General features: G+C 62.3%; 19 protein-coding genes. 15 read left to right on the forward strand and 4 right to left on the reverse strand.

The features are described from left to right. Positions 1-20 precede the first annotated feature (20 nt). The gene (locus QCE49_RS00910) at positions 21-806 is read right to left on the reverse strand and encodes a ComF family protein (RefSeq protein WP_175979761.1); all 786 of its coding nucleotides are present in this window, start codon (positions 804-806) and stop codon (positions 21-23) included. 149 nt (positions 807-955) lie between these two features. Between QCE49_RS00910 and QCE49_RS00915 the strand changes: the two genes are divergently transcribed. The 8 genes from QCE49_RS00915 to QCE49_RS00950 all read left to right on the forward strand — a co-directional run bounded on the left by QCE49_RS00915 (position 956) and on the right by QCE49_RS00950 (position 7,944). Then, positions 956-1,936 carry a methyltransferase domain-containing protein gene (locus tag QCE49_RS00915; protein ID WP_250456620.1) on the forward strand — a complete coding sequence of 327 codons (981 nt, stop codon included), beginning with the start codon at positions 956-958 and terminating at the stop codon, positions 1,934-1,936. Positions 1,937-2,168: 232 nt separating this feature from the next. Beyond that, complete coding sequence (locus QCE49_RS00920; RefSeq protein ID WP_008351769.1) at positions 2,169-2,642, forward strand: DUF2244 domain-containing protein; 474 nt, start codon at positions 2,169-2,171, stop codon at positions 2,640-2,642. A 42-nt stretch (positions 2,643-2,684) separates the two neighbouring features. Next, the gene (gene coxB, locus QCE49_RS00925; RefSeq protein ID WP_008351767.1) at positions 2,685-4,298 is read left to right on the forward strand and encodes a cytochrome c oxidase subunit II; all 1,614 of its coding nucleotides are present in this window, start codon (positions 2,685-2,687) and stop codon (positions 4,296-4,298) included. A 97-nt stretch (positions 4,299-4,395) separates the two neighbouring features. Beyond that, positions 4,396-6,006 carry a cytochrome c oxidase subunit I gene (ctaD, locus tag QCE49_RS00930; protein WP_008351764.1) on the forward strand — a complete coding sequence of 537 codons (1,611 nt, stop codon included), beginning with the start codon at positions 4,396-4,398 and terminating at the stop codon, positions 6,004-6,006. A 63-nt stretch (positions 6,007-6,069) separates the two neighbouring features. Then, positions 6,070-6,210 (forward strand): cytochrome oxidase small assembly protein, encoded by a 141-nt coding sequence (locus tag QCE49_RS00935; RefSeq protein ID WP_008351762.1) that lies wholly within the window; start codon positions 6,070-6,072, stop codon positions 6,208-6,210. A gap of 9 nt (positions 6,211-6,219) precedes the next feature. After that, complete coding sequence (locus QCE49_RS00940) at positions 6,220-6,792, forward strand: cytochrome c oxidase assembly protein (RefSeq protein ID WP_008351760.1); 573 nt, start codon at positions 6,220-6,222, stop codon at positions 6,790-6,792. 5 nt (positions 6,793-6,797) lie between these two features. Then, positions 6,798-7,001: a DUF2970 domain-containing protein gene (locus QCE49_RS00945; RefSeq protein ID WP_008351758.1), complete on the forward strand. Its 204-nt coding sequence runs from the start codon at positions 6,798-6,800 to the stop codon at positions 6,999-7,001. An 85-nt stretch (positions 7,002-7,086) separates the two neighbouring features. Next, positions 7,087-7,944, forward strand: coding sequence for a cytochrome c oxidase subunit 3 (locus QCE49_RS00950; protein WP_008351755.1), 858 nt, complete (start codon positions 7,087-7,089; stop codon positions 7,942-7,944). Between the two features lie 206 nt (positions 7,945-8,150). Here QCE49_RS00950 and QCE49_RS00955 read toward each other — a convergent pair whose 3' ends face one another. Then, the gene (locus QCE49_RS00955; RefSeq protein ID WP_008351753.1) at positions 8,151-8,360 is read right to left on the reverse strand and encodes a twin transmembrane helix small protein; all 210 of its coding nucleotides are present in this window, start codon (positions 8,358-8,360) and stop codon (positions 8,151-8,153) included. Between the two features lie 125 nt (positions 8,361-8,485). On the opposite strand from QCE49_RS00955, the gene QCE49_RS00960 reads away from it, so the two are divergent. From QCE49_RS00960 to QCE49_RS00980, 5 genes are read left to right on the forward strand one after another with little or no spacing between them, the layout of a single operon-like run. Continuing rightward, positions 8,486-9,238 carry an SURF1 family protein gene (locus QCE49_RS00960; protein ID WP_034470509.1) on the forward strand — a complete coding sequence of 251 codons (753 nt, stop codon included), beginning with the start codon at positions 8,486-8,488 and terminating at the stop codon, positions 9,236-9,238. A gap of 30 nt (positions 9,239-9,268) precedes the next feature. Continuing rightward, positions 9,269-9,919, forward strand: a complete 651-nt coding sequence (locus QCE49_RS00965) for a cytochrome c oxidase subunit I (RefSeq protein WP_008351749.1) — start codon at positions 9,269-9,271, stop codon at positions 9,917-9,919. 32 nt (positions 9,920-9,951) lie between these two features. Next, positions 9,952-11,076, forward strand: a complete 1,125-nt coding sequence (locus tag QCE49_RS00970; RefSeq protein WP_008351746.1) for a heme A synthase — start codon at positions 9,952-9,954, stop codon at positions 11,074-11,076. A 9-nt stretch (positions 11,077-11,085) separates the two neighbouring features. Continuing rightward, positions 11,086-11,991 (forward strand): heme o synthase, encoded by a 906-nt coding sequence (gene cyoE, locus QCE49_RS00975; protein WP_008351745.1) that lies wholly within the window; start codon positions 11,086-11,088, stop codon positions 11,989-11,991. Beyond that, a complete protein-coding gene (locus QCE49_RS00980) occupies positions 11,988-12,578 on the forward strand; it encodes an SCO family protein (RefSeq protein ID WP_008351744.1) in 591 nt (196 codons plus the stop codon). The genes cyoE and QCE49_RS00980 overlap by 4 nt, the downstream gene beginning before the upstream one ends. Positions 12,579-12,612: 34 nt before the next feature. On the opposite strand, the gene QCE49_RS00985 is transcribed toward QCE49_RS00980, so the two are convergent. Continuing rightward, positions 12,613-12,912: a YciI family protein gene (locus tag QCE49_RS00985; RefSeq protein WP_175979765.1), complete on the reverse strand. Its 300-nt coding sequence runs from the start codon at positions 12,910-12,912 to the stop codon at positions 12,613-12,615. A gap of 201 nt (positions 12,913-13,113) precedes the next feature. On the opposite strand from QCE49_RS00985, the gene QCE49_RS00990 reads away from it, so the two are divergent. After that, the gene (locus QCE49_RS00990; RefSeq protein WP_008351742.1) at positions 13,114-13,926 is read left to right on the forward strand and encodes a MetQ/NlpA family ABC transporter substrate-binding protein; all 813 of its coding nucleotides are present in this window, start codon (positions 13,114-13,116) and stop codon (positions 13,924-13,926) included. 58 nt (positions 13,927-13,984) lie between these two features. On the opposite strand, the gene QCE49_RS00995 is transcribed toward QCE49_RS00990, so the two are convergent. After that, on the reverse strand, positions 13,985-15,028 hold the full coding sequence (locus QCE49_RS00995; protein WP_309805630.1) for a GNAT family N-acetyltransferase: 1,044 nt from the start codon (positions 15,026-15,028) through the stop codon (positions 13,985-13,987). A 198-nt stretch (positions 15,029-15,226) separates the two neighbouring features. Here QCE49_RS00995 and QCE49_RS01000 point away from each other — a divergent pair, with 198 nt between their 5' ends. Beyond that, positions 15,227-15,961 (forward strand): GntR family transcriptional regulator, encoded by a 735-nt coding sequence (locus QCE49_RS01000; protein ID WP_008351740.1) that lies wholly within the window; start codon positions 15,227-15,229, stop codon positions 15,959-15,961. Positions 15,962-16,057: the final 96 nt, after the last annotated feature.

A 16,057-nucleotide genomic window follows, 5' to 3' on the forward strand; every position in this document is an offset into this window, starting at 1 on the left:
ATTGCTTCTAATAAAGGTGATTAATCTTTAGGCGTGCGCAGCGCCACGAAATTGCTGACACGCCGCGCGCCGGCGAGCTTCAGCGTGCGAGCAAGCGCGTCGAGCGTCGCGCCCGATGTCATCACATCGTCGACGACGCCGACATGCGTGCCGCGCACATCGCCCGAGACGGCGAACGCGCTCGCAACATTGCGGCGGCGCGTTTCGCGATCGAGCCGCGATTGCGCCGACGTATGCCGGACCCGCGCGATCATCGATGCGTGGGCGGGCACGCGCATCATGCGTGCGAGCGGACGCGCGATGGCCCACGCCTGGTTGTAGCCACGCGCGATGAGCCGTTCGCGCGAGAGAGGCATCGGCACGATCACATCCGGCGCGGGCAGATCGCTGTCCTCGAAACGCGCATGCAGATGCCGCGCGAATGCCTCGCCCGCGGCGAGCCGCGCACGAAACTTCAACTCGACGGCGAGCGTGTCGAGGGGCGCGCGATAGTCGGCGAGCGCGAGCGTGTCGTTGAACGCGGGCGGCGCTTCGAGGCACGCGGCGCAGTGCACGCGCAGGTCTTCGCGCTCGCGTCGCATCGCGGATGCCGCCAACGGCAGCGCGCACGTCGCACAGCGCAAGCGCGGCTCGTTCCAGTACTGCGCGTCGCAACCATCGCACAGCAGTGCTTGCGACAAATTGCCGCATAACGCGCACTGGCTCGGCAGCGCGCACGCGACGAGCCGTTTTGCCGCCGACGCGAATCCGCGAGCGCGTGCCGTGACGGGCGTCCGGAAGGGAAGGCGAATGCTGTCGGCTTTCATGACTGCTGAATCGGAAAAATCGCGGCTCGATGCGCTAAACACGCGCATTCATTGCGCCTCACGAAGCGTTTATGCCTCGTATCAGCACTTCGCATGGGTCGTTTTCGAGACGACCGAGTATACTTCGCACTCTCCGCAAAAAGATCGACATGTCCCCGACATCCCCTAAAACTAGCCGTCCGGCCTATGATCCGCGCCGTTTGCGCGCGATCTTCGACGGTCGCGCCGCCGCCTTCGACGAGGTCGCGTTCCTGCCACGCGAGATCGCGGAGCGCATGCGCGAGCGGCTCGAATACATCAAGGTTGCGCCGATGCGCGTCCTCGATGCGGCGTGCGGCGCCGGGGCGGACCTGGCCGGTTTGCGGGAACGCTTTGCAGAGGCGTCGGTGACCGGCATCGACATCTCGTCCGCGATGCTCGCGCGCGCGCGCGCCGCCGAAGCCACGGACGCGGACAACGGCGCGGGATGGCGCCGCTTTCTTCCTTCGACGCTCGCCAAGGCGTTCGGCGCACGCGGCCCGCAACTCGCGCAGGCGGATTTTTCCGCGCTGCCGTTCGCATCGGGCGCGTTCGAACTATTGTGGTCGAATCTCGCGCTGCACTGGCATGCGCGTCCCGACCTCGTTTTTCCCGAATGGCAGCGCGTGCTCAAGGTGAACGGCTTGCTGATGTTCAGCACGTTCGGCCCCGATACGCTGCGCGAGCTTCGCGCCGCGTATGGCGAAGCGGAGCGGACGCTCGGGCTCGCGCCGCAAGCGCATACGATCGATTTCGTCGACATGCACGATCTCGGCGACATGCTCGTCGAAAGCGGCTTCGAAATTCCGGTGATGGATCAGGAAGTGCTGACGATCACGTACAAATCGCCTGAATCGCTGTTCGCGGACGTGACGCGCTGGGGCGCGTATCCGTTCGAGCGCGCGTTCGACGAAGGCCATGCGGACGCCAAGGCCGTGCGCGGCGCGGTGCATCAGGCGCTCGAAGCGCTGCGCCGCGACGACGGCACGATCCCGCTGACCTTCGAAGTGATCTACGGGCATGCGTGGAAGGCGGTGCCGCGCATGACGGCGGACGGGCACGGCATCGTCCGTCTCGAAGATATTGGACGAGGCTCGAAACCGAAACGCTGAATCGGTAAAGAGCGCAGTTGTTATGTCTGAAATTTGCGCAAGAAAGGCGCGCAAAAAGGTGCGTCAAAAGGGCGCAGAAGCTTGTGGCGCTTGGCTTTGCGAGGTTACGACCCTTGCTTGTGGATGCCACCCAAGACGCCTATAATGCGTCAGTTTGTCGCCCGGACCGACACAAATTTGGGCGAAATCCGAGCAAATGTGTGTGATTGCGTGCGGATTGATGGAGGCAGCGATGCAAGCCAGCCAGACGCTGACGGAGTCCGAGCCGGTCATCAAGGACTGGCTGATGAAGCGAAACTGCTCGGTCTCGCCGCGTCAGTTCGTGGGCTTCTATGTGTCGCTTGCGCTGTTTTCGCTGGCAATCGCAACGCCGCTGTTTCTGAACGGCGCCTGGCTGGTGCTGCCGTTCACCGGAATCGAGTTGGCGGTCGTGGGCATCGCGTTTCTGATCTACGCGCGCCATGCGGTCGACTACGAACGGATCCGGCTGTATCAAAACCGGTTGTTGATCGAACAGATGAACGCCGAAGAGCTGACGCAGTTCGAGTTCAATCCGCGTTGGGTGCGGGTCGAAGCGGGCGCGACGCCGAGAGAGCCGCTCACGATCGTATCGCGCGGTCAATCGGTGAAAATCGGACAACACCTTGCACAGCATCGTCGCAAACAATTTGCTGCCGAGTTACAGGCGTCGCTGAGACGTCTATGAGAGGAGCCGGCGGGTGCGATGCCACGGGGGTCGAGGGTTTGAATGGAAAATTTGGGTAAGGATGCTATGAAAACAATCAAGCGAGCCCTCTCGGGCGTGCTGGCGGCAGGCGCACTGCTTTCCGCCGGTGCAGCCCTGGCGGTCGAAAACAGTCCAGGCGGTCCCGCTGTCAACGAGATCAACTTCCAGCAGCCTGTGACGAAGATCGCCGAGGAGCTCTACGGCCTCCATATCTTCATGCTCATCATCTGCACCGTCATCTTCATTGGCGTGTTCGGGGTGATGTTCTATTCGCTTTTCAAGCATCGCAAGTCGAAAGGCTTCAAGCCGGCCAACTTCCACGAAAGCACCACGGTCGAAATCATCTGGACGATCGTTCCGTTCATCATCGTCATTCTGATGGCGCTGCCGGCAACCAAGGCCGTCGTCGCGATGAAGGACACGTCCAACGCCGATCTCACCGTCAAGGTCACGGGCTATCAGTGGAAGTGGGGCTACGACTACGTGAAGGGTCCGGGCGAAGGCATCAGCTTCCTCTCGACGCTCTCCACGCCGCGCAGCGAAGTGAACGGTCAGAAGCCGATCTCGACGCTGTATCTGCAGGAAGTCGACAACCCGCTCGTCGTGCCGGTCGACAAGAAGATCCGCATCATCACGACGGCGAACGATGTCGTTCACTCGTGGTACGTCCCGGCATTCGGCGTGAAGCAGGATGCGATTCCGGGCTTCGTGCGCGACACGTGGTTCAAGGCCGAGAAGGTGGGCACGTATCGCGGATTCTGTACGGAACTGTGTGGCAAGGAGCACGCGTACATGCCGGTGGTCGTCGAAGTGCTGTCGGCCGATGACTACGCGAAGTGGGTCGATGGGCAAAAGAAGAAGATGGCCGCCGGCCAGGACGATCCGCTCAAGACGTACACGAAGGACGAACTGATGGCGCGCGGCCAGCAGGTTTACACGTCGAACTGCGCGGTCTGCCACCAGCCGACCGGCAAGGGCGCGGGCCAGTTCCCGGCGCTCGACGGCTCGAAGATCGCGAACGGTTCCATCGCCGAGCATCTGAATATCGTGCTGCACGGCAAGGCCGCGATGCCGCCGTGGCAAGGTGTGTTGAACGACGTCGAGATCGCGTCGGTCGTCACGTTCGAGCGTAATAGCTGGAGCAACCACACCGGCGATCTGCTGCAACCGAAGCAGGTCATCGACGCCAAGGCGGGCAAGATGCCCGAAGGCGGCGGCAATGCGGCGGCGGCATCGGCGCCGGAAGCGGCGAGCGCCGCGCCCGCGGCGGCCGAAGCGAGCGCGCCGGCTGCATCGGGTGCGCAGGCGTCGCAAGCCGCCGGTCTGCCCGCCAGCATCTATTTCGAGACGGGCAAGGATTCGCTGCCCGCCGACGCGAAGAGTGCGGTGGACGCCGCGGCGGCCTACGCAAAGGCGCATCCGGACGCGAAGATCGCGTTGTCGGGATTCACCGATGCGACCGGCAACGCCGACCAGAACGCCGATCTCGCCAAGCGCCGCGCGCAAGCCGTGCGCGACGCGCTGAAGGCTGCGGGCGTGTCGGAAGACCGCATCGTGTTGAAGAAACCGGAAACCATCACGGGCGGCGCCGATAACAAGGAAGCCCGTCGCGTGGAAATCAGTCCGGCTGCTTGACGTGCCGAGCGTGGCGCTTTCCTTCGCCGGACGGCAACGGAAAGTCCCACGCGTCATTGCCAAGTGCCCCGAGTATTCGCTTTAGGAGATGATTGTCATGTCTAGCATCGGACACGATGTAGGCGCAGGTCACGACCACGCGCACGACCATGCGCACGAGACGCCGCATGGCTGGCGCCGGTGGCTCTTCGCTACCAACCACAAGGACATCGGTACGCTGTACCTGTTGTTCTCCTTCATCATGTTCCTCTCCGGAGGCGTGATGGCGCTCGGCATCCGTGCCGAGCTGTTCGAGCCGGGCCTGCAGATCATGCGTCCCGAGTTCTTCAATCAGCTGACCACCATGCACGGCCTCATCATGGTGTTCGGCGCGATCATGCCGGCGTTCGTCGGTTTCGCGAACTGGATGGTGCCGCTGCAGATCGGCGCATCGGACATGGCGTTCGCGCGGATGAACAACTTCAGCTTCTGGCTGCTGCCGGCCGCCGCGGTGCTGCTCGTCGGCTCGTTCTTCGTGCCGGGCGGCGCAACCGCCGCGGGCTGGACGCTGTACGCGCCGCTCTCCACGCAAATGGGCCCCGGCATGGACTTCGCGATTTTCGCGGTCCACATCATGGGCGCGTCGTCGATCATGGGCGGCATCAACATCGTCGTGACGATTTTGAACATGCGCGCGCCGGGCATGACGCTCATGAAGATGCCGATGTTCGCGTGGACGTGGCTCATCACCGCGTACCTGCTGATCGCCGTGATGCCGGTCCTGGCGGGCGCGATCACGATGGTGCTGTTCGACCGTCACTTCGGCACGTCGTTCTTCAACGCGGCGGGCGGCGGCGATCCGGTGATGTACCAGCACATCTTCTGGTTCTTCGGTCACCCCGAGGTGTACATCATGATCTTGCCGGCGTTCGGGATCGTGTCGCAGGTGATTCCGGCGTTCTCGCGCAAGCCGCTGTTCGGCTATAGCTCGATGGTGTACGCGACGGCATCGATCGCGATCCTGTCGTTCATGGTGTGGGCGCACCACATGTTCGCGACCGGCATGCCGGTGACGGGCCAGCTCTTCTTCATGTACGCGACGATGCTGATCGCGGTCCCGACGGGCGTGAAGGTGTTCAACTGGGTGGCGACGATGTGGCGCGGCGCGCTGTCGTTCGAAACCCCGATGCTGTTCGCGATCGGCTTCCTGTTCGTGTTCACGATGGGCGGCTTCACGGGCCTGATCCTGTCGATGGCGCCGCTCGACATCCAGATGCACGGCACCTATTACGTGGTGGCGCACTTCCACTACGTGCTGGTGGCGGGTTCGCTCTTCGCGCTGTTCGCAGGCTGGTACTACTGGGCGCCGAAGTGGACCGGCTGGATGTACAACGAGATGCGCGGGAAGATCCACTTCTGGGCGTCGATGATCTTCTTCAACATCACGTTCTTCCCGATGCACTTCCTGGGTCTCGCCGGCATGCCGCGCCGTTACGCGGACTACCCGGCGCAGTTCACGGACTTCAACCAGGTCGCGACGATCGGCGCATTCGGCTTCGGCCTCGCACAGGTGTACTTCCTGTTCGCGGTCGCGCTGCCGACGTATCGTGGCGGCGGCGAGCTGGAGAAGGCATCCGACAAGCCGTGGGATGGCGCGGAAGGCCTCGAATGGACCGTGCCGAGCCCGGCGCCGTTCCATACGTTTGAAAATCCGCCGACGGTCGAATAAATAGCATCGAGGTTTGCAAGGCTTCCGCCACGGAAGTCTTGCAGCCGGCAAGCAAGAGAAAGCATGGCCCCGAATCCACAAAAAAGACGCACGCCCGAGGAAATACGCGCGGGTAACAAGCGGCTCGGAATCATCATGGTGTTGGTTGCCGCCGTCTTCTTTCTGGGTATCGTCGTCAGGCAATACCTGTTGTCGCGAGGGTAGGAAAGCAACGTGTCCACTCAGCAGGAAAATTCGCATGTCGACCGGTCGTTCAACCGGTCGATGCTGGTCAAGCTCTTCGTCGTCGCCGCGCTGATGTTCGGCTTCGGCTTTGCGCTCGTGCCGATGTACCGCGCGATCTGCCAGATCACCGGCATCAACAACCTCGTGCAGAAGGACGTCGGCGCGCGCGAGGCGAAGAACACGCAAGTGGACATGAGCCGCTCGATCTCGATCGAATTCGATGCGAACGCGCGCGGCCCGCTGAAGTTCAAGCCGGAGCAGAACTCGCTGGACATCCATCCCGGCGAAGTGATGACGGTCATGTACGACGTAACCAACGAGCAGAATCGCACGGTGAACGCGCAGGCGATTCCGAGCTATGCGCCGAAGCAGGCCACCGAGTATTTCAAGAAGATCGAATGCTTCTGTTTCACGCAGCAGACGCTCGCGCCGAACGAGACCAAGCGCATGCCGGTCGTGTTCGTCGTCGATCCGAAGCTGCCGAAGGATGTGAAGACGATCACGCTGTCGTACACGTTCTTCGAGCTGAACACGCCGAAGTCGGTGGCGAAGGGCTCGTGACGGCCATGAGCGCGGATACGCCGAAAAAGGGCGGTTTCTTCAAGCTCATCAAGGCGGTGTGCTGGTCGTTTTTCGGCGTGCGCCGCCGGGCCGACCTGGAGAGCGACGCCGCGCAGTTGAATCCGCTGCATCTGATCGCGGCGGGCATCATCGGGGCGGTGCTGTTCATCGTCGTGTTGTTGCTGATCGTGCGCGCGGTAGTGGGATAGACGGAAAACGCCGGGCGTCGCGCGAAGCGCTGCAGCCGGCGGCAAAAGAAAATTCAAGCAACTGGATCGAAGTGGAGAATCAACAATGAGCGGTCAAAACGAGAGCCCGTACTATTTCGTGCCGCATCCGTCGCGGCATCCGGTGATGGCTGCAACTGGCTTGCTGATCATGCTCGCCTCGCTGGCGTCGTGGGTGAACGGCCATAGCTTCGGGCCCGCCGGCACGTTTATCGGCTTGCTGTTCGTGCTGTTCGTGCTGTGGCACTGGTTCGGCGACGCCATCTCCGAATCCGAAGGCGGCATGTACGGCAAGCGTGTCGATGTGTCGTACCGCTGGAGCATGAGCTGGTTCATCTTCTCCGAAGTGATGTTCTTCGCGGCGTTCTTCGGCGCGCTGTTCTACGCGCGCGCCATCGCGATGCACGAACTCGGCAGCCTCGATTACAAGCTGATCTGGCCGGACTTCACCGCCGTGTGGCCGAACAACGGCCCCGCCGCGCTCGTGCCGCATTTCCGCGCGATGGTGCCGTGGCCCCTGCCGACCATCAACACGGCGCTTCTGCTGTCTTCCGGCGCGACGCTGACGGTGGCGCACCACGCGCTGCGCGAAGATCATCGCAAGAAGGCGATCATCTGGCTGGGCGCGACTGTTCTGCTCGGTATCATCTTCCTGTTCTGCCAGGGCTACGAGTATTTCCACGCGTACAACGAACTCAACCTGACGCTGAACTCCGGCGTGTACGGCTCGACGTTCTTCCTGCTGACGGGCTTCCACGGTTTCCACGTGTTCCTCGGCGGCACGATGCTGGCAGTGGTGATGTTCCGGCTGATTCGCGGTCACTTCACGGCGGAGCACCACTTCGCGTTCGAGGGCGCCGCGTGGTACTGGCACTTCGTCGACGTCGTGTGGCTGGGTCTGTACGTCGTCGTCTACTGGCTGTAAGGAATATCGACGCGGGCGCGCGCGATGCGCCGTCCCGCGATGCAAGGCCGGCGGCGACGCCGGTCCGAGAGCATAGAAGCAGTGATCAACACGCCGCCCTCGATGTCTCAAGGGCGGCGTTGTCGTTTGAAGAGGCGGTGCGTTTTAGCGCCGCGCGCGACAATTCGCCTCGCGGGGCGAGGCGCGCGTTGCGCGTATCGTCGCGATCAGCGTCCGATGGGAACGCCCGACGTTTGAATCCAGCCCATCCAGTGAGCGAACAGGATGAAAAGGAAGAGCGAGATGGACAGCCCGACGCGCGCGGCGAGCGACCACACCATCCGCTTCGTCCTGCCCCGGTCGGTCATCATGAAATAGAGCGCCGAGCCCAGGCTGCCGATGATAAGGATGAATGCGATAGCAACGAAGATGTGCATGAAACCAGCCAGCGATTTTGCTCAGGAACGACGGTGAGCAGTATGAATTTGGACTATCTCATTATCTCACTCGACGGAACCCGGCGTGTAGCGGCCGGCCGGATGCCGACGGTTAGGCGTTCGGCATGAAGATCCGGTTCTGGCCCGCGCTCCTGATTCTGATCGTCGTCGCGATCACGGTGCGCCTCGGCTTCTGGCAGCGCGACCGCGCGCATCAGAAGGAAGCGCTCAACGCGCAGATCGTCGCGTTCGAGAATGCGCCCGCGCGCGAAGTCGGCGTCGAGCCGATGCCGCTCAAGTCGATCGAGTTCCATCGCGTGGAGGCGCGCGGCGAGTTCATGCCAGAGCGCGTCGTGTATCTGGACAATCGTCCCTATAACGACCAGCCAGGCTTTTATGTCGTGATGCCGCTTAAACTCGAGGGCGGCGGCTATGTGCTCGTCAATCGCGGATGGCTGCCGCGCAACATGGCGGACCGCACGGGCATCGAGCCGTATGAGACGCCGAAAGGCGTGGTCGAGGTGAAGGGGATCGCGCGCGCGAATGCGTCGCAGGCGTTCGAACTGGGCAGCGGCGGATCGGCTGCGCACAAGGAGATCCGCCAGAACCTGGATATCAGATCGTACGCGGCCGAAACCGGGCTGGCGTTTCAGCCGTTCGTGATCCAGCAGACGAACGATACCGGCGACAGGCTCGTGCGCGACTGGCCCGCGCCGACGCTCGGCGTCGAGCGCAATTACGGCTACATGTTCCAGTGGTGGGGCATGGCGGCGGCGGCCATCGGGTTTGGCCTGTACGCCGCGCGCCGCGCCGGGAAGAAGCGCGATGCAACCGACATAGGCGGCGAATCCGACGATGAAGCCGAGCATCACGCCTGAACACTGACGAACAGAGACACATTTTCACCGATGCAATCACAACGCTCCGCTGCCACCGACAAGACACGCACGCAGCAAGGAAACGCGAAGAAAGGCTCCTGGATCAGCGGCCGCTGGATGCTTTTGCTGCTCGCGCTCGTGTGCGCGGCGCCGGTGATCGCGTCGTATCTGATGTACTACGTGTTCAAGCCCGCGGGCGGCACATCGAGCTACGGCACGCTGATCGATCCGCAGCGCCCGATTCCGGCGCAGCTCGTCGTCACCGATGAAAAAGGGCAGACCCTGCCGTTCAAGTCGCTCGAAGGCAAATGGCTGATGATCACCGTCAACGGCAGCGACTGCGACGAGCAATGCGCGACGCGCCTCTATTTCATGCGGCAAGTGCGCGTGTTGCAGAACGCCGAGCGCGAGCGCGTCGTGAACGTGTGGCTGCGCACCGATGACAAGCCGGTCGCCGACGTCATCAAGTCCGCGTATCCGCAGCCGGACACGCGCATGCTCGTCGCCGACGAGAAGGCGATCGCGGCGTGGCTGCCGGTGAATGACGGCACAAAGCTCACGGATCACATCTTTCTCGTCGATCCGAACGGCAATCTGATGATGCGCTTCCCGAAAAATCCCGATCCGAAGAAGATCAACGGGGATGTGGCAAAGCTCCTGAAGTGGTCGCGCATCGGCTAAAGCGCGGCTAATACGCGGTTTGAAGGTTAAACATGAGTTATGTATTGCAACTGGGCCTGATCGGCATCTGCATCGCGCTGCTGCCGCTCTCGTACGTATGGGTGAAGGCCGATGACGACAAGTTCAGGAAACTCGTCTGGCTGACCACTTTCCTGACGCTCGATCTCATCATGTTCGGCGGCTTCACGCGTCTGACCGATTCCGGCCTCGGCTGCCCGGACTGGCCCGGCTGCTACGGCACGTCGTCGCCGTTCATCGCCCATGCGCAGATTTCAGCCGCGTATCAGGCGATGCCGACCGGTCCCGTCAGCATGGTGAAGGCGTGGATCGAGATGCTGCATCGCTATTTCGCGATGGCGATCGGCGTGCTCATCATCGCGCAGGTGATCATCGCGTGGACGGCGCGCATCAAGAAGCGTCCGCTGCACGTGTCGCCGTGGTGGCCGACAGGCATTCTGCTGCTTATCCTGCTGCAAGGCGCGTTCGGCGCGTGGACCGTCACACTGAAGCTGCAACCGGTGATCGTCACGACGCACCTGCTGCTCGGACTCGCGCTGCTCGGCGTGCTCGGCTGGCTGGCGGCGCGCATGACGCCGATTCCATCGCTCGACTCGGTTTCGAATGCCGCCGCCGCGCGCTGGATGCCGGCCGCGGCATTCGGCTTGCTGGTGCTCGTCGTGCAGATCGCGCTCGGCGGCTGGGTCAGCACGAATTACGCGGTGCTCGCGTGCACGGACTTTCCGCTGTGCAACGGCCAGTGGGTTCCGCCAATGAATTTTGAGCACGGCTTTCATCTCTGGCGCGCGCTCGGCATGACCGGCGACGGTGACGTGATCTCGCAGGACGCGTTGGTGGCGATTCACTGGACGCATCGCACGTTCGCGGTCGTCGTCGTGATTTATCTGCTGTGGCTCGCGCTGAGACTGCGACGTTTCGAATCGCTGCGAAAGCCCGCAAACGGCGTATTGTTGATGATCGTCCTTCAGTTCCTGACGGGCATGTCGAACATCGTGCTGCAGTGGCCGTTGCCGGTCGCGGTGGCGCACAACGGCGGAGCCGCGATCCTGTTGCTGCTACTCGTTATGCTAAACTTTCGAATCTCTTCCAGCCGTCCCGGCCGCGCCGCAGTTCCCGCGCGCGACGTCGTTTCAGCGTGACTCCACATCATGGATAGCACGACACTCAACTCCCCACTCGGCAGCCGCGCATCGCAGTATCTCGCGCTGACCAAGCCGCGCGTCACGCAGCTCGCCGTTTTCTGTGCCGTCATCGGCATGTTTCTGTCCACGCCCGGCATGGTGCCGTGGGACAAGCTGATCGGCGGCGCCGTCGGCATCTGGTTGCTGGCCGGCGCGGCATTTGCAATCAATTGTCTCGTCGAGCAAAAAGTCGATGCAAAAATGCGCCGCACCGCGTGGCGACCGTCCGCGCGCGGCCAGATCACGTCCACGCAGATTTTGACGTTCTCCGCGTTGCTCGGCGGCATCGGCATGTGGACGCTCTACACGTTCACCAATCCGCTCACGATGTGGCTCACCATTGCCACGTTCGTCGGCTACGCGGTCATCTACACGCTGCTGCTCAAGCCTTACACGCCGCAGAACATCGTGATCGGCGGTGCGTCGGGCGCAATGCCGCCGGCGCTCGGCTGGGCCGCGGTCACGGGACACGTGCCCGGCGACGCATGGATTCTCGTGCTGATCATCTTCGTGTGGACGCCGCCGCATTTCTGGGCGCTCGCGCTGTATCGCCGCAAGGATTACGAGAACGCCGGCCTGCCGATGTTGCCGATCACCCACGGCGAGAAGTACACGCTGCTCAACATCTTCCTCTACACGCTCGTGCTGTTCGCCGTGACGCTGATGCCGTATATCTCCGGCATGAGCGGCGTCGTGTATCTGGCGAGCGCGATCGCACTCGGCGCGGGTTTCATCGGCTACGCGTGGAAGATGTATCGCGACTATTCCGATGCGCTCGCGCGCAAGACCTTCCGCTATTCGATCGTGTACCTGTCGCTGCTGTTCGGCGCGCTGCTCGTCGATCACTACGTGCGTACGGTGATCGGCGCATGACGGCCATTCTTCGTCGCATCTTCGCGCTGCTGTTTTTCGCGGCGCTGCTTTCGGCGTGCGAGAAAGCCCCGGATTTCAAGAATCTCGACATCACCGGGAACAAGCAATTCGGCAGCGATTTCGCCTTGCCCGATACACACGGCAAGACGCGCACGCTCGCGGACTTCAAGGGCAAGGCCGTGGTGCTGTTCTTCGGCTATACGCATTGCCCCGACGTGTGCCCGACGACGCTCGCCGAGCTCTCCCAAGCGATGCAGCAACTCGGCGACAAAGCGAAAGACGTGCAGGTGCTGATGGTCACCGTCGACCCGGCGCGCGACACGCCCGATCTGCTCGGTCAGTACGTGGCGGCGTTCAACTCGTCGTATGTCGGTCTGCGGCCCGCCGACGATGCGCAACTCGCGAAGCTCGCCAAGGACTTCCGCGTCTACTATGCGAAGTCGCAGGGCAAGACGCCCGACGACTACACGATGGATCACACCGCCGCGAGCTACGTGTTCGACAAGGACGGCAAGCTGCGTCTCTTCGCGCGCGACGGGCAGGGCGTCGAGCCGTGGGTTCACGACCTGAAGATCTTGATCGACTGATCGCGAAAGTGGCCCGAACGGGCCACTTCTTTTATCAGCCGTCCAGCGACGGCTCAGGCAGATTCAGACCCGGCGCGAGCCGCGTCGCCTTGAATTCGATGATGTCGTAGTGCGCGAGCCCTTGCTGCGCGAACGGATCTTTCGCGACGATCGCATCTAGCCGATCGCGCTCGATGCCTGACGCCACGATGACGCCGCCATCCCGCGGCACCTTCGGTCCCGCCATCACGAAGACGCCCGCCGCGAAATAGCGCTCGAGATAGGCGCGATGCGCGTCGAGCGCGTCGTCGATCTCGGCAAGCGCGCCTGTGTAGCGAAGATTGATGACGTACATGGTGAGATGCGCCTCCGGCTCGCGAGATTTGTGATGTTCTGTTGTCGATTCTAGCCGTACCCCGTGGCAGCGGATATTCACATGAGCAATCTGTATTTCACGTCGCACCAATGCTGTGCGAACATCCGTCACCCGGTCTGATCATCGATCGGAGACGAATCAGGCAATCCAGCAAGCACGCATCATCGAAACAGGAACACCATGCAGCGCAGAAATTTGCTTAAAGCCATTACCGCAGTCGCGGCCTCCGCCGCGTTGTTCACGAGCCTCGCCGCTCACGCCGACGACAAGGTGATCAAGGTCGGCACCATCAGCGGCCCTGACGCGCAAATCTGGCAAGTCGTGCAGAAGGTCGCGAAGCGCGAAGGGCTCAACGTGAAAGTGATCGAGTTCAACGACTACGTGCAGCCGAACGCAGCGCTCGACGCCGGCGATCTCGACGCAAACAGTTTCCAGCATCAGCCGTATCTCGACAGTCAGATCAAGCAGCGCGGCTACAAGATCGTCAACGCGGGGCTGACGTATATCTCGCCGCTCGGGGTCTATTCGAAGAAACTGAAGTCGCTCAAGGATCTCCCGCAAGGCGCGAAGGTCGCGGTGCCGAACGATCCGTCGAACGAGAATCGCGCGCTGTTGCTGCTGCAAGCGCAAGGCGTCATCAAGCTGAAGGCGGGCGCGGGCGCGAACGGCAACAACGCGACGGCGCTCGACGTGGCGGAGAATCCGAAGAAGATCAAGCTCGTCGAACTCGACGCCGCGCAATTGCCGCGCACGCTCGCCGACGTCGATGCCGCCGCGATCAACACGAACTTCGCGCTTGCCGCGGGCCTGCAGCCGACGAAGGACGCAATCGCGCTCGAAGACGTGCATAGCCCGTACGCGAACCTGATCGCGGTGCGCGCGAAGGACAAGGATCAGCCGTGGGTGAAGAAGCTGGTTGCGGCTTACCAGTCGGAAGATGTCCGCCAGTTCCTGAAGAGCGAGTTCAAAGGCTCGGTCGTGCCTTCGTTCTGAATGTCATCGCTTGAGTTTCGAAACGGCGTCCTGCGGGACGCCGTTTTCCTTGGCGCAATCAGTCGACGCAAATCTGCTGCAACTGCCGCTGCCAAAGAATGCCCGTGCTCCCCTCCTGCACCGGCGTGAAACCGGTTCGCATGAAGAGTCCGCAGAAATCTTCGTAGGGCTCGTCCAGCCGGCAGATCACCTGTTCGTAGCGAGCGCCGTGCGCGAAGTTCGTGCACGCCGCGACGAGCCGCTCGCCGAGTCCGCGACGCCGCGCGCCCGGTTCGACGAACAACATGTCGATGCGTGCGCGGCTTTCGGAGTCCGCAGTAAGTATCGCGGCACCGACGCGCGTCGCGTTGTTCTGCTCCGCCACCCAACACGCGATGCGCGGGGTGTTCGCCTGCATCTTCGCGAGAAAGTTCGCGACCATGTTCGCCGCCCATGCCTCGCTGACCAGCTTCGGCCGCTCGCCGCTATATAGATGCGCCTGGCGCTCGATCATCCAGCCGAAGTCTCCGGCGCGCGGGCCGCGCAGTCGCGTTTCTCCTTCGGCGTTCGGCGGCGAGAGCAGACGCTCGACGTCCGCCATTGCCGTGCAGAGCTGATCGATTTCGGCAGCGGTCAGCCGCTTGAGCAGCGCGGCGGCCTCGGCCGATACGTGCAGATCGATCTCATCGACCTGGGCTTTCGCTTCGGGCGTGATATGAAGCAGATGCGCTCTGCCGTCCGATTCGTTCTTTCGCCGTACCACGAGGCCGTTCTTCTGGAAATTGTTGATCAGGCGACTGAGATAGCCCGTATCAAGTCCAAGGTTGCGCGATAAATCGGCCGCCGTGGCAGCCCGGTCTTGCGCCAACTCATGCAGGATGCGAACTTCAGTTAACGAAAAGCAGCTTTTATGGAGCCGCTCGTGGAGTGCGCCGGTATGGCGTGCATAAAAACGGTTGAAACGGCGCACCGCTTCGACGGCCCGGCTCGGATCGGAACTGCCCATCGCTCTAGTCTCTCGTTTTGTTGAAATTAATTGTGAATCCGAATTAATACATGCATTGTGCCAAAGAAGAACGACCGTGCGAATACGAAAATGCCCGAAAAATGGGTTATCAGGCAATTAAGGAACCAATTCGGCAAGTGGACTACGTGTACGGGTAAGTCCCGATAGCAGACATGTTCCGAATCGAGCCGCTAAACATTTTTTAACTCCTTGATTTAACGAGAAATTTGACGTTCGTCCTGAGACGCCGCTTTAGCGTTGACTGGTATTATGTTGGTTATATAATGGGCTCCACTTCTGAGGTGAGAGCTTTCGATGGAGCATCGCTGGCAGGACCTGACACCCGACGCGCGGAGCGACACGCCGCTCTATCTTCAGTTGGCGTCGCGCCTCGCCACGGCGATCCACGCGGGCAACTGGTCGGCTGGCGAGGCGCTGCCGTCCGAGCGCACGTTGTCGGAAGGTGTGGGCGTGTCGCGGATCACCGCGAGAAAGGCCATCGCGCTGCTGGTCGAGCAAGGTCTGATCCGGCGCGTACGAGGCGCGGGCAGTTTCATCACGCCGCGCGTCGAAGATCCGCTTTCCCGTCTCACCGGTTTCACGCGAAAGATGGAGCAGCGCGGCTTCACGCCCGATTCGATCTGGCTAGAACGCGGACTGCGCGCAGCGAATCGCGATGAAACCGTGCGCCTCGGTCTGGCGCCGGGCGCGGCTGTTGCAAGCCTGAAGCGGTTGCGGCGCGCGGACGGCATCGTGATGGCGGTCGAGCATTCAACGTTGCCGGTCGCCGCGGTGCCCGATCCACTCGCGATCGGCGCTTCGCTCTACCGGTATCTGGAGGCGCGCGGGCTGTCGGTGGTGCGCGCGTTGCAGCACTTTCGCGCGGTGAACGCCGGCGCGGAGATCGCCCGGCTCATGGGCGTCGCGCCGCGTGCAGCGCTGCTCGTGATCACGCGCATCGGCTATTCGGCGGATCAACGCGCGATCGAATTGACGGACACCTACTGTCGCGACGACTACTACGACTTCGTCGCGGAACTGCATCGATAAGCGTCGGCACAGACGCGCTTAATCCGGACGCATCAAGAGAGCAAACAGAGAACGAGAGGACCCAAGGACGCCGTTCGCTTCTTTCGCGACGAAAGC

The sequence above is a fragment of the Caballeronia sp. LZ008 genome, from assembly GCF_031451435.1.
GTDB classification, from domain to species: domain Bacteria; phylum Pseudomonadota; class Gammaproteobacteria; order Burkholderiales; family Burkholderiaceae; genus Caballeronia; species Caballeronia zhejiangensis.

Bases quoted from the DNA above. Each gene is read 5' to 3' on its own strand.
- ctaD (WP_008351764.1), top strand. From the start codon at position 4,396: ATGTCTAGCATCGGACACGATGTAGGCGCAGGTCACGACCACGCGCAC.
- QCE49_RS00920 (WP_008351769.1), top strand. From the start codon at position 2,169: ATGCAAGCCAGCCAGACGCTGACGGAGTCCGAGCCGGTCATCAAGGAC.
- coxB (WP_008351767.1), top strand. From the start codon at position 2,685: ATGGAAAATTTGGGTAAGGATGCTATGAAAACAATCAAGCGAGCCCTC.
- QCE49_RS00935 (WP_008351762.1), top strand. From the start codon at position 6,070: ATGGCCCCGAATCCACAAAAAAGACGCACGCCCGAGGAAATACGCGCG.
- QCE49_RS00985 (WP_175979765.1), bottom strand. From the start codon at position 12,912: ATGTACGTCATCAATCTTCGCTACACAGGCGCGCTTGCCGAGATCGAC.
- QCE49_RS01000 (WP_008351740.1), top strand. From the start codon at position 15,227: ATGGAGCATCGCTGGCAGGACCTGACACCCGACGCGCGGAGCGACACG.
- QCE49_RS00955 (WP_008351753.1), bottom strand. From the start codon at position 8,360: ATGCACATCTTCGTTGCTATCGCATTCATCCTTATCATCGGCAGCCTG.
- cyoE (WP_008351745.1), top strand. From the start codon at position 11,086: ATGGATAGCACGACACTCAACTCCCCACTCGGCAGCCGCGCATCGCAG.
- QCE49_RS00960 (WP_034470509.1), top strand. From the start codon at position 8,486: ATGAAGATCCGGTTCTGGCCCGCGCTCCTGATTCTGATCGTCGTCGCG.
- QCE49_RS00980 (WP_008351744.1), top strand. From the start codon at position 11,988: ATGACGGCCATTCTTCGTCGCATCTTCGCGCTGCTGTTTTTCGCGGCG.
- QCE49_RS00945 (WP_008351758.1), top strand. From the start codon at position 6,798: ATGAGCGCGGATACGCCGAAAAAGGGCGGTTTCTTCAAGCTCATCAAG.
- QCE49_RS00910 (WP_175979761.1), bottom strand. From the start codon at position 806: ATGAAAGCCGACAGCATTCGCCTTCCCTTCCGGACGCCCGTCACGGCA.
- QCE49_RS00950 (WP_008351755.1), top strand. From the start codon at position 7,087: ATGAGCGGTCAAAACGAGAGCCCGTACTATTTCGTGCCGCATCCGTCG.
- QCE49_RS00915 (WP_250456620.1), top strand. From the start codon at position 956: ATGTCCCCGACATCCCCTAAAACTAGCCGTCCGGCCTATGATCCGCGC.
- QCE49_RS00965 (WP_008351749.1), top strand. From the start codon at position 9,269: ATGCAATCACAACGCTCCGCTGCCACCGACAAGACACGCACGCAGCAA.
- QCE49_RS00990 (WP_008351742.1), top strand. From the start codon at position 13,114: ATGCAGCGCAGAAATTTGCTTAAAGCCATTACCGCAGTCGCGGCCTCC.
- QCE49_RS00970 (WP_008351746.1), top strand. From the start codon at position 9,952: ATGAGTTATGTATTGCAACTGGGCCTGATCGGCATCTGCATCGCGCTG.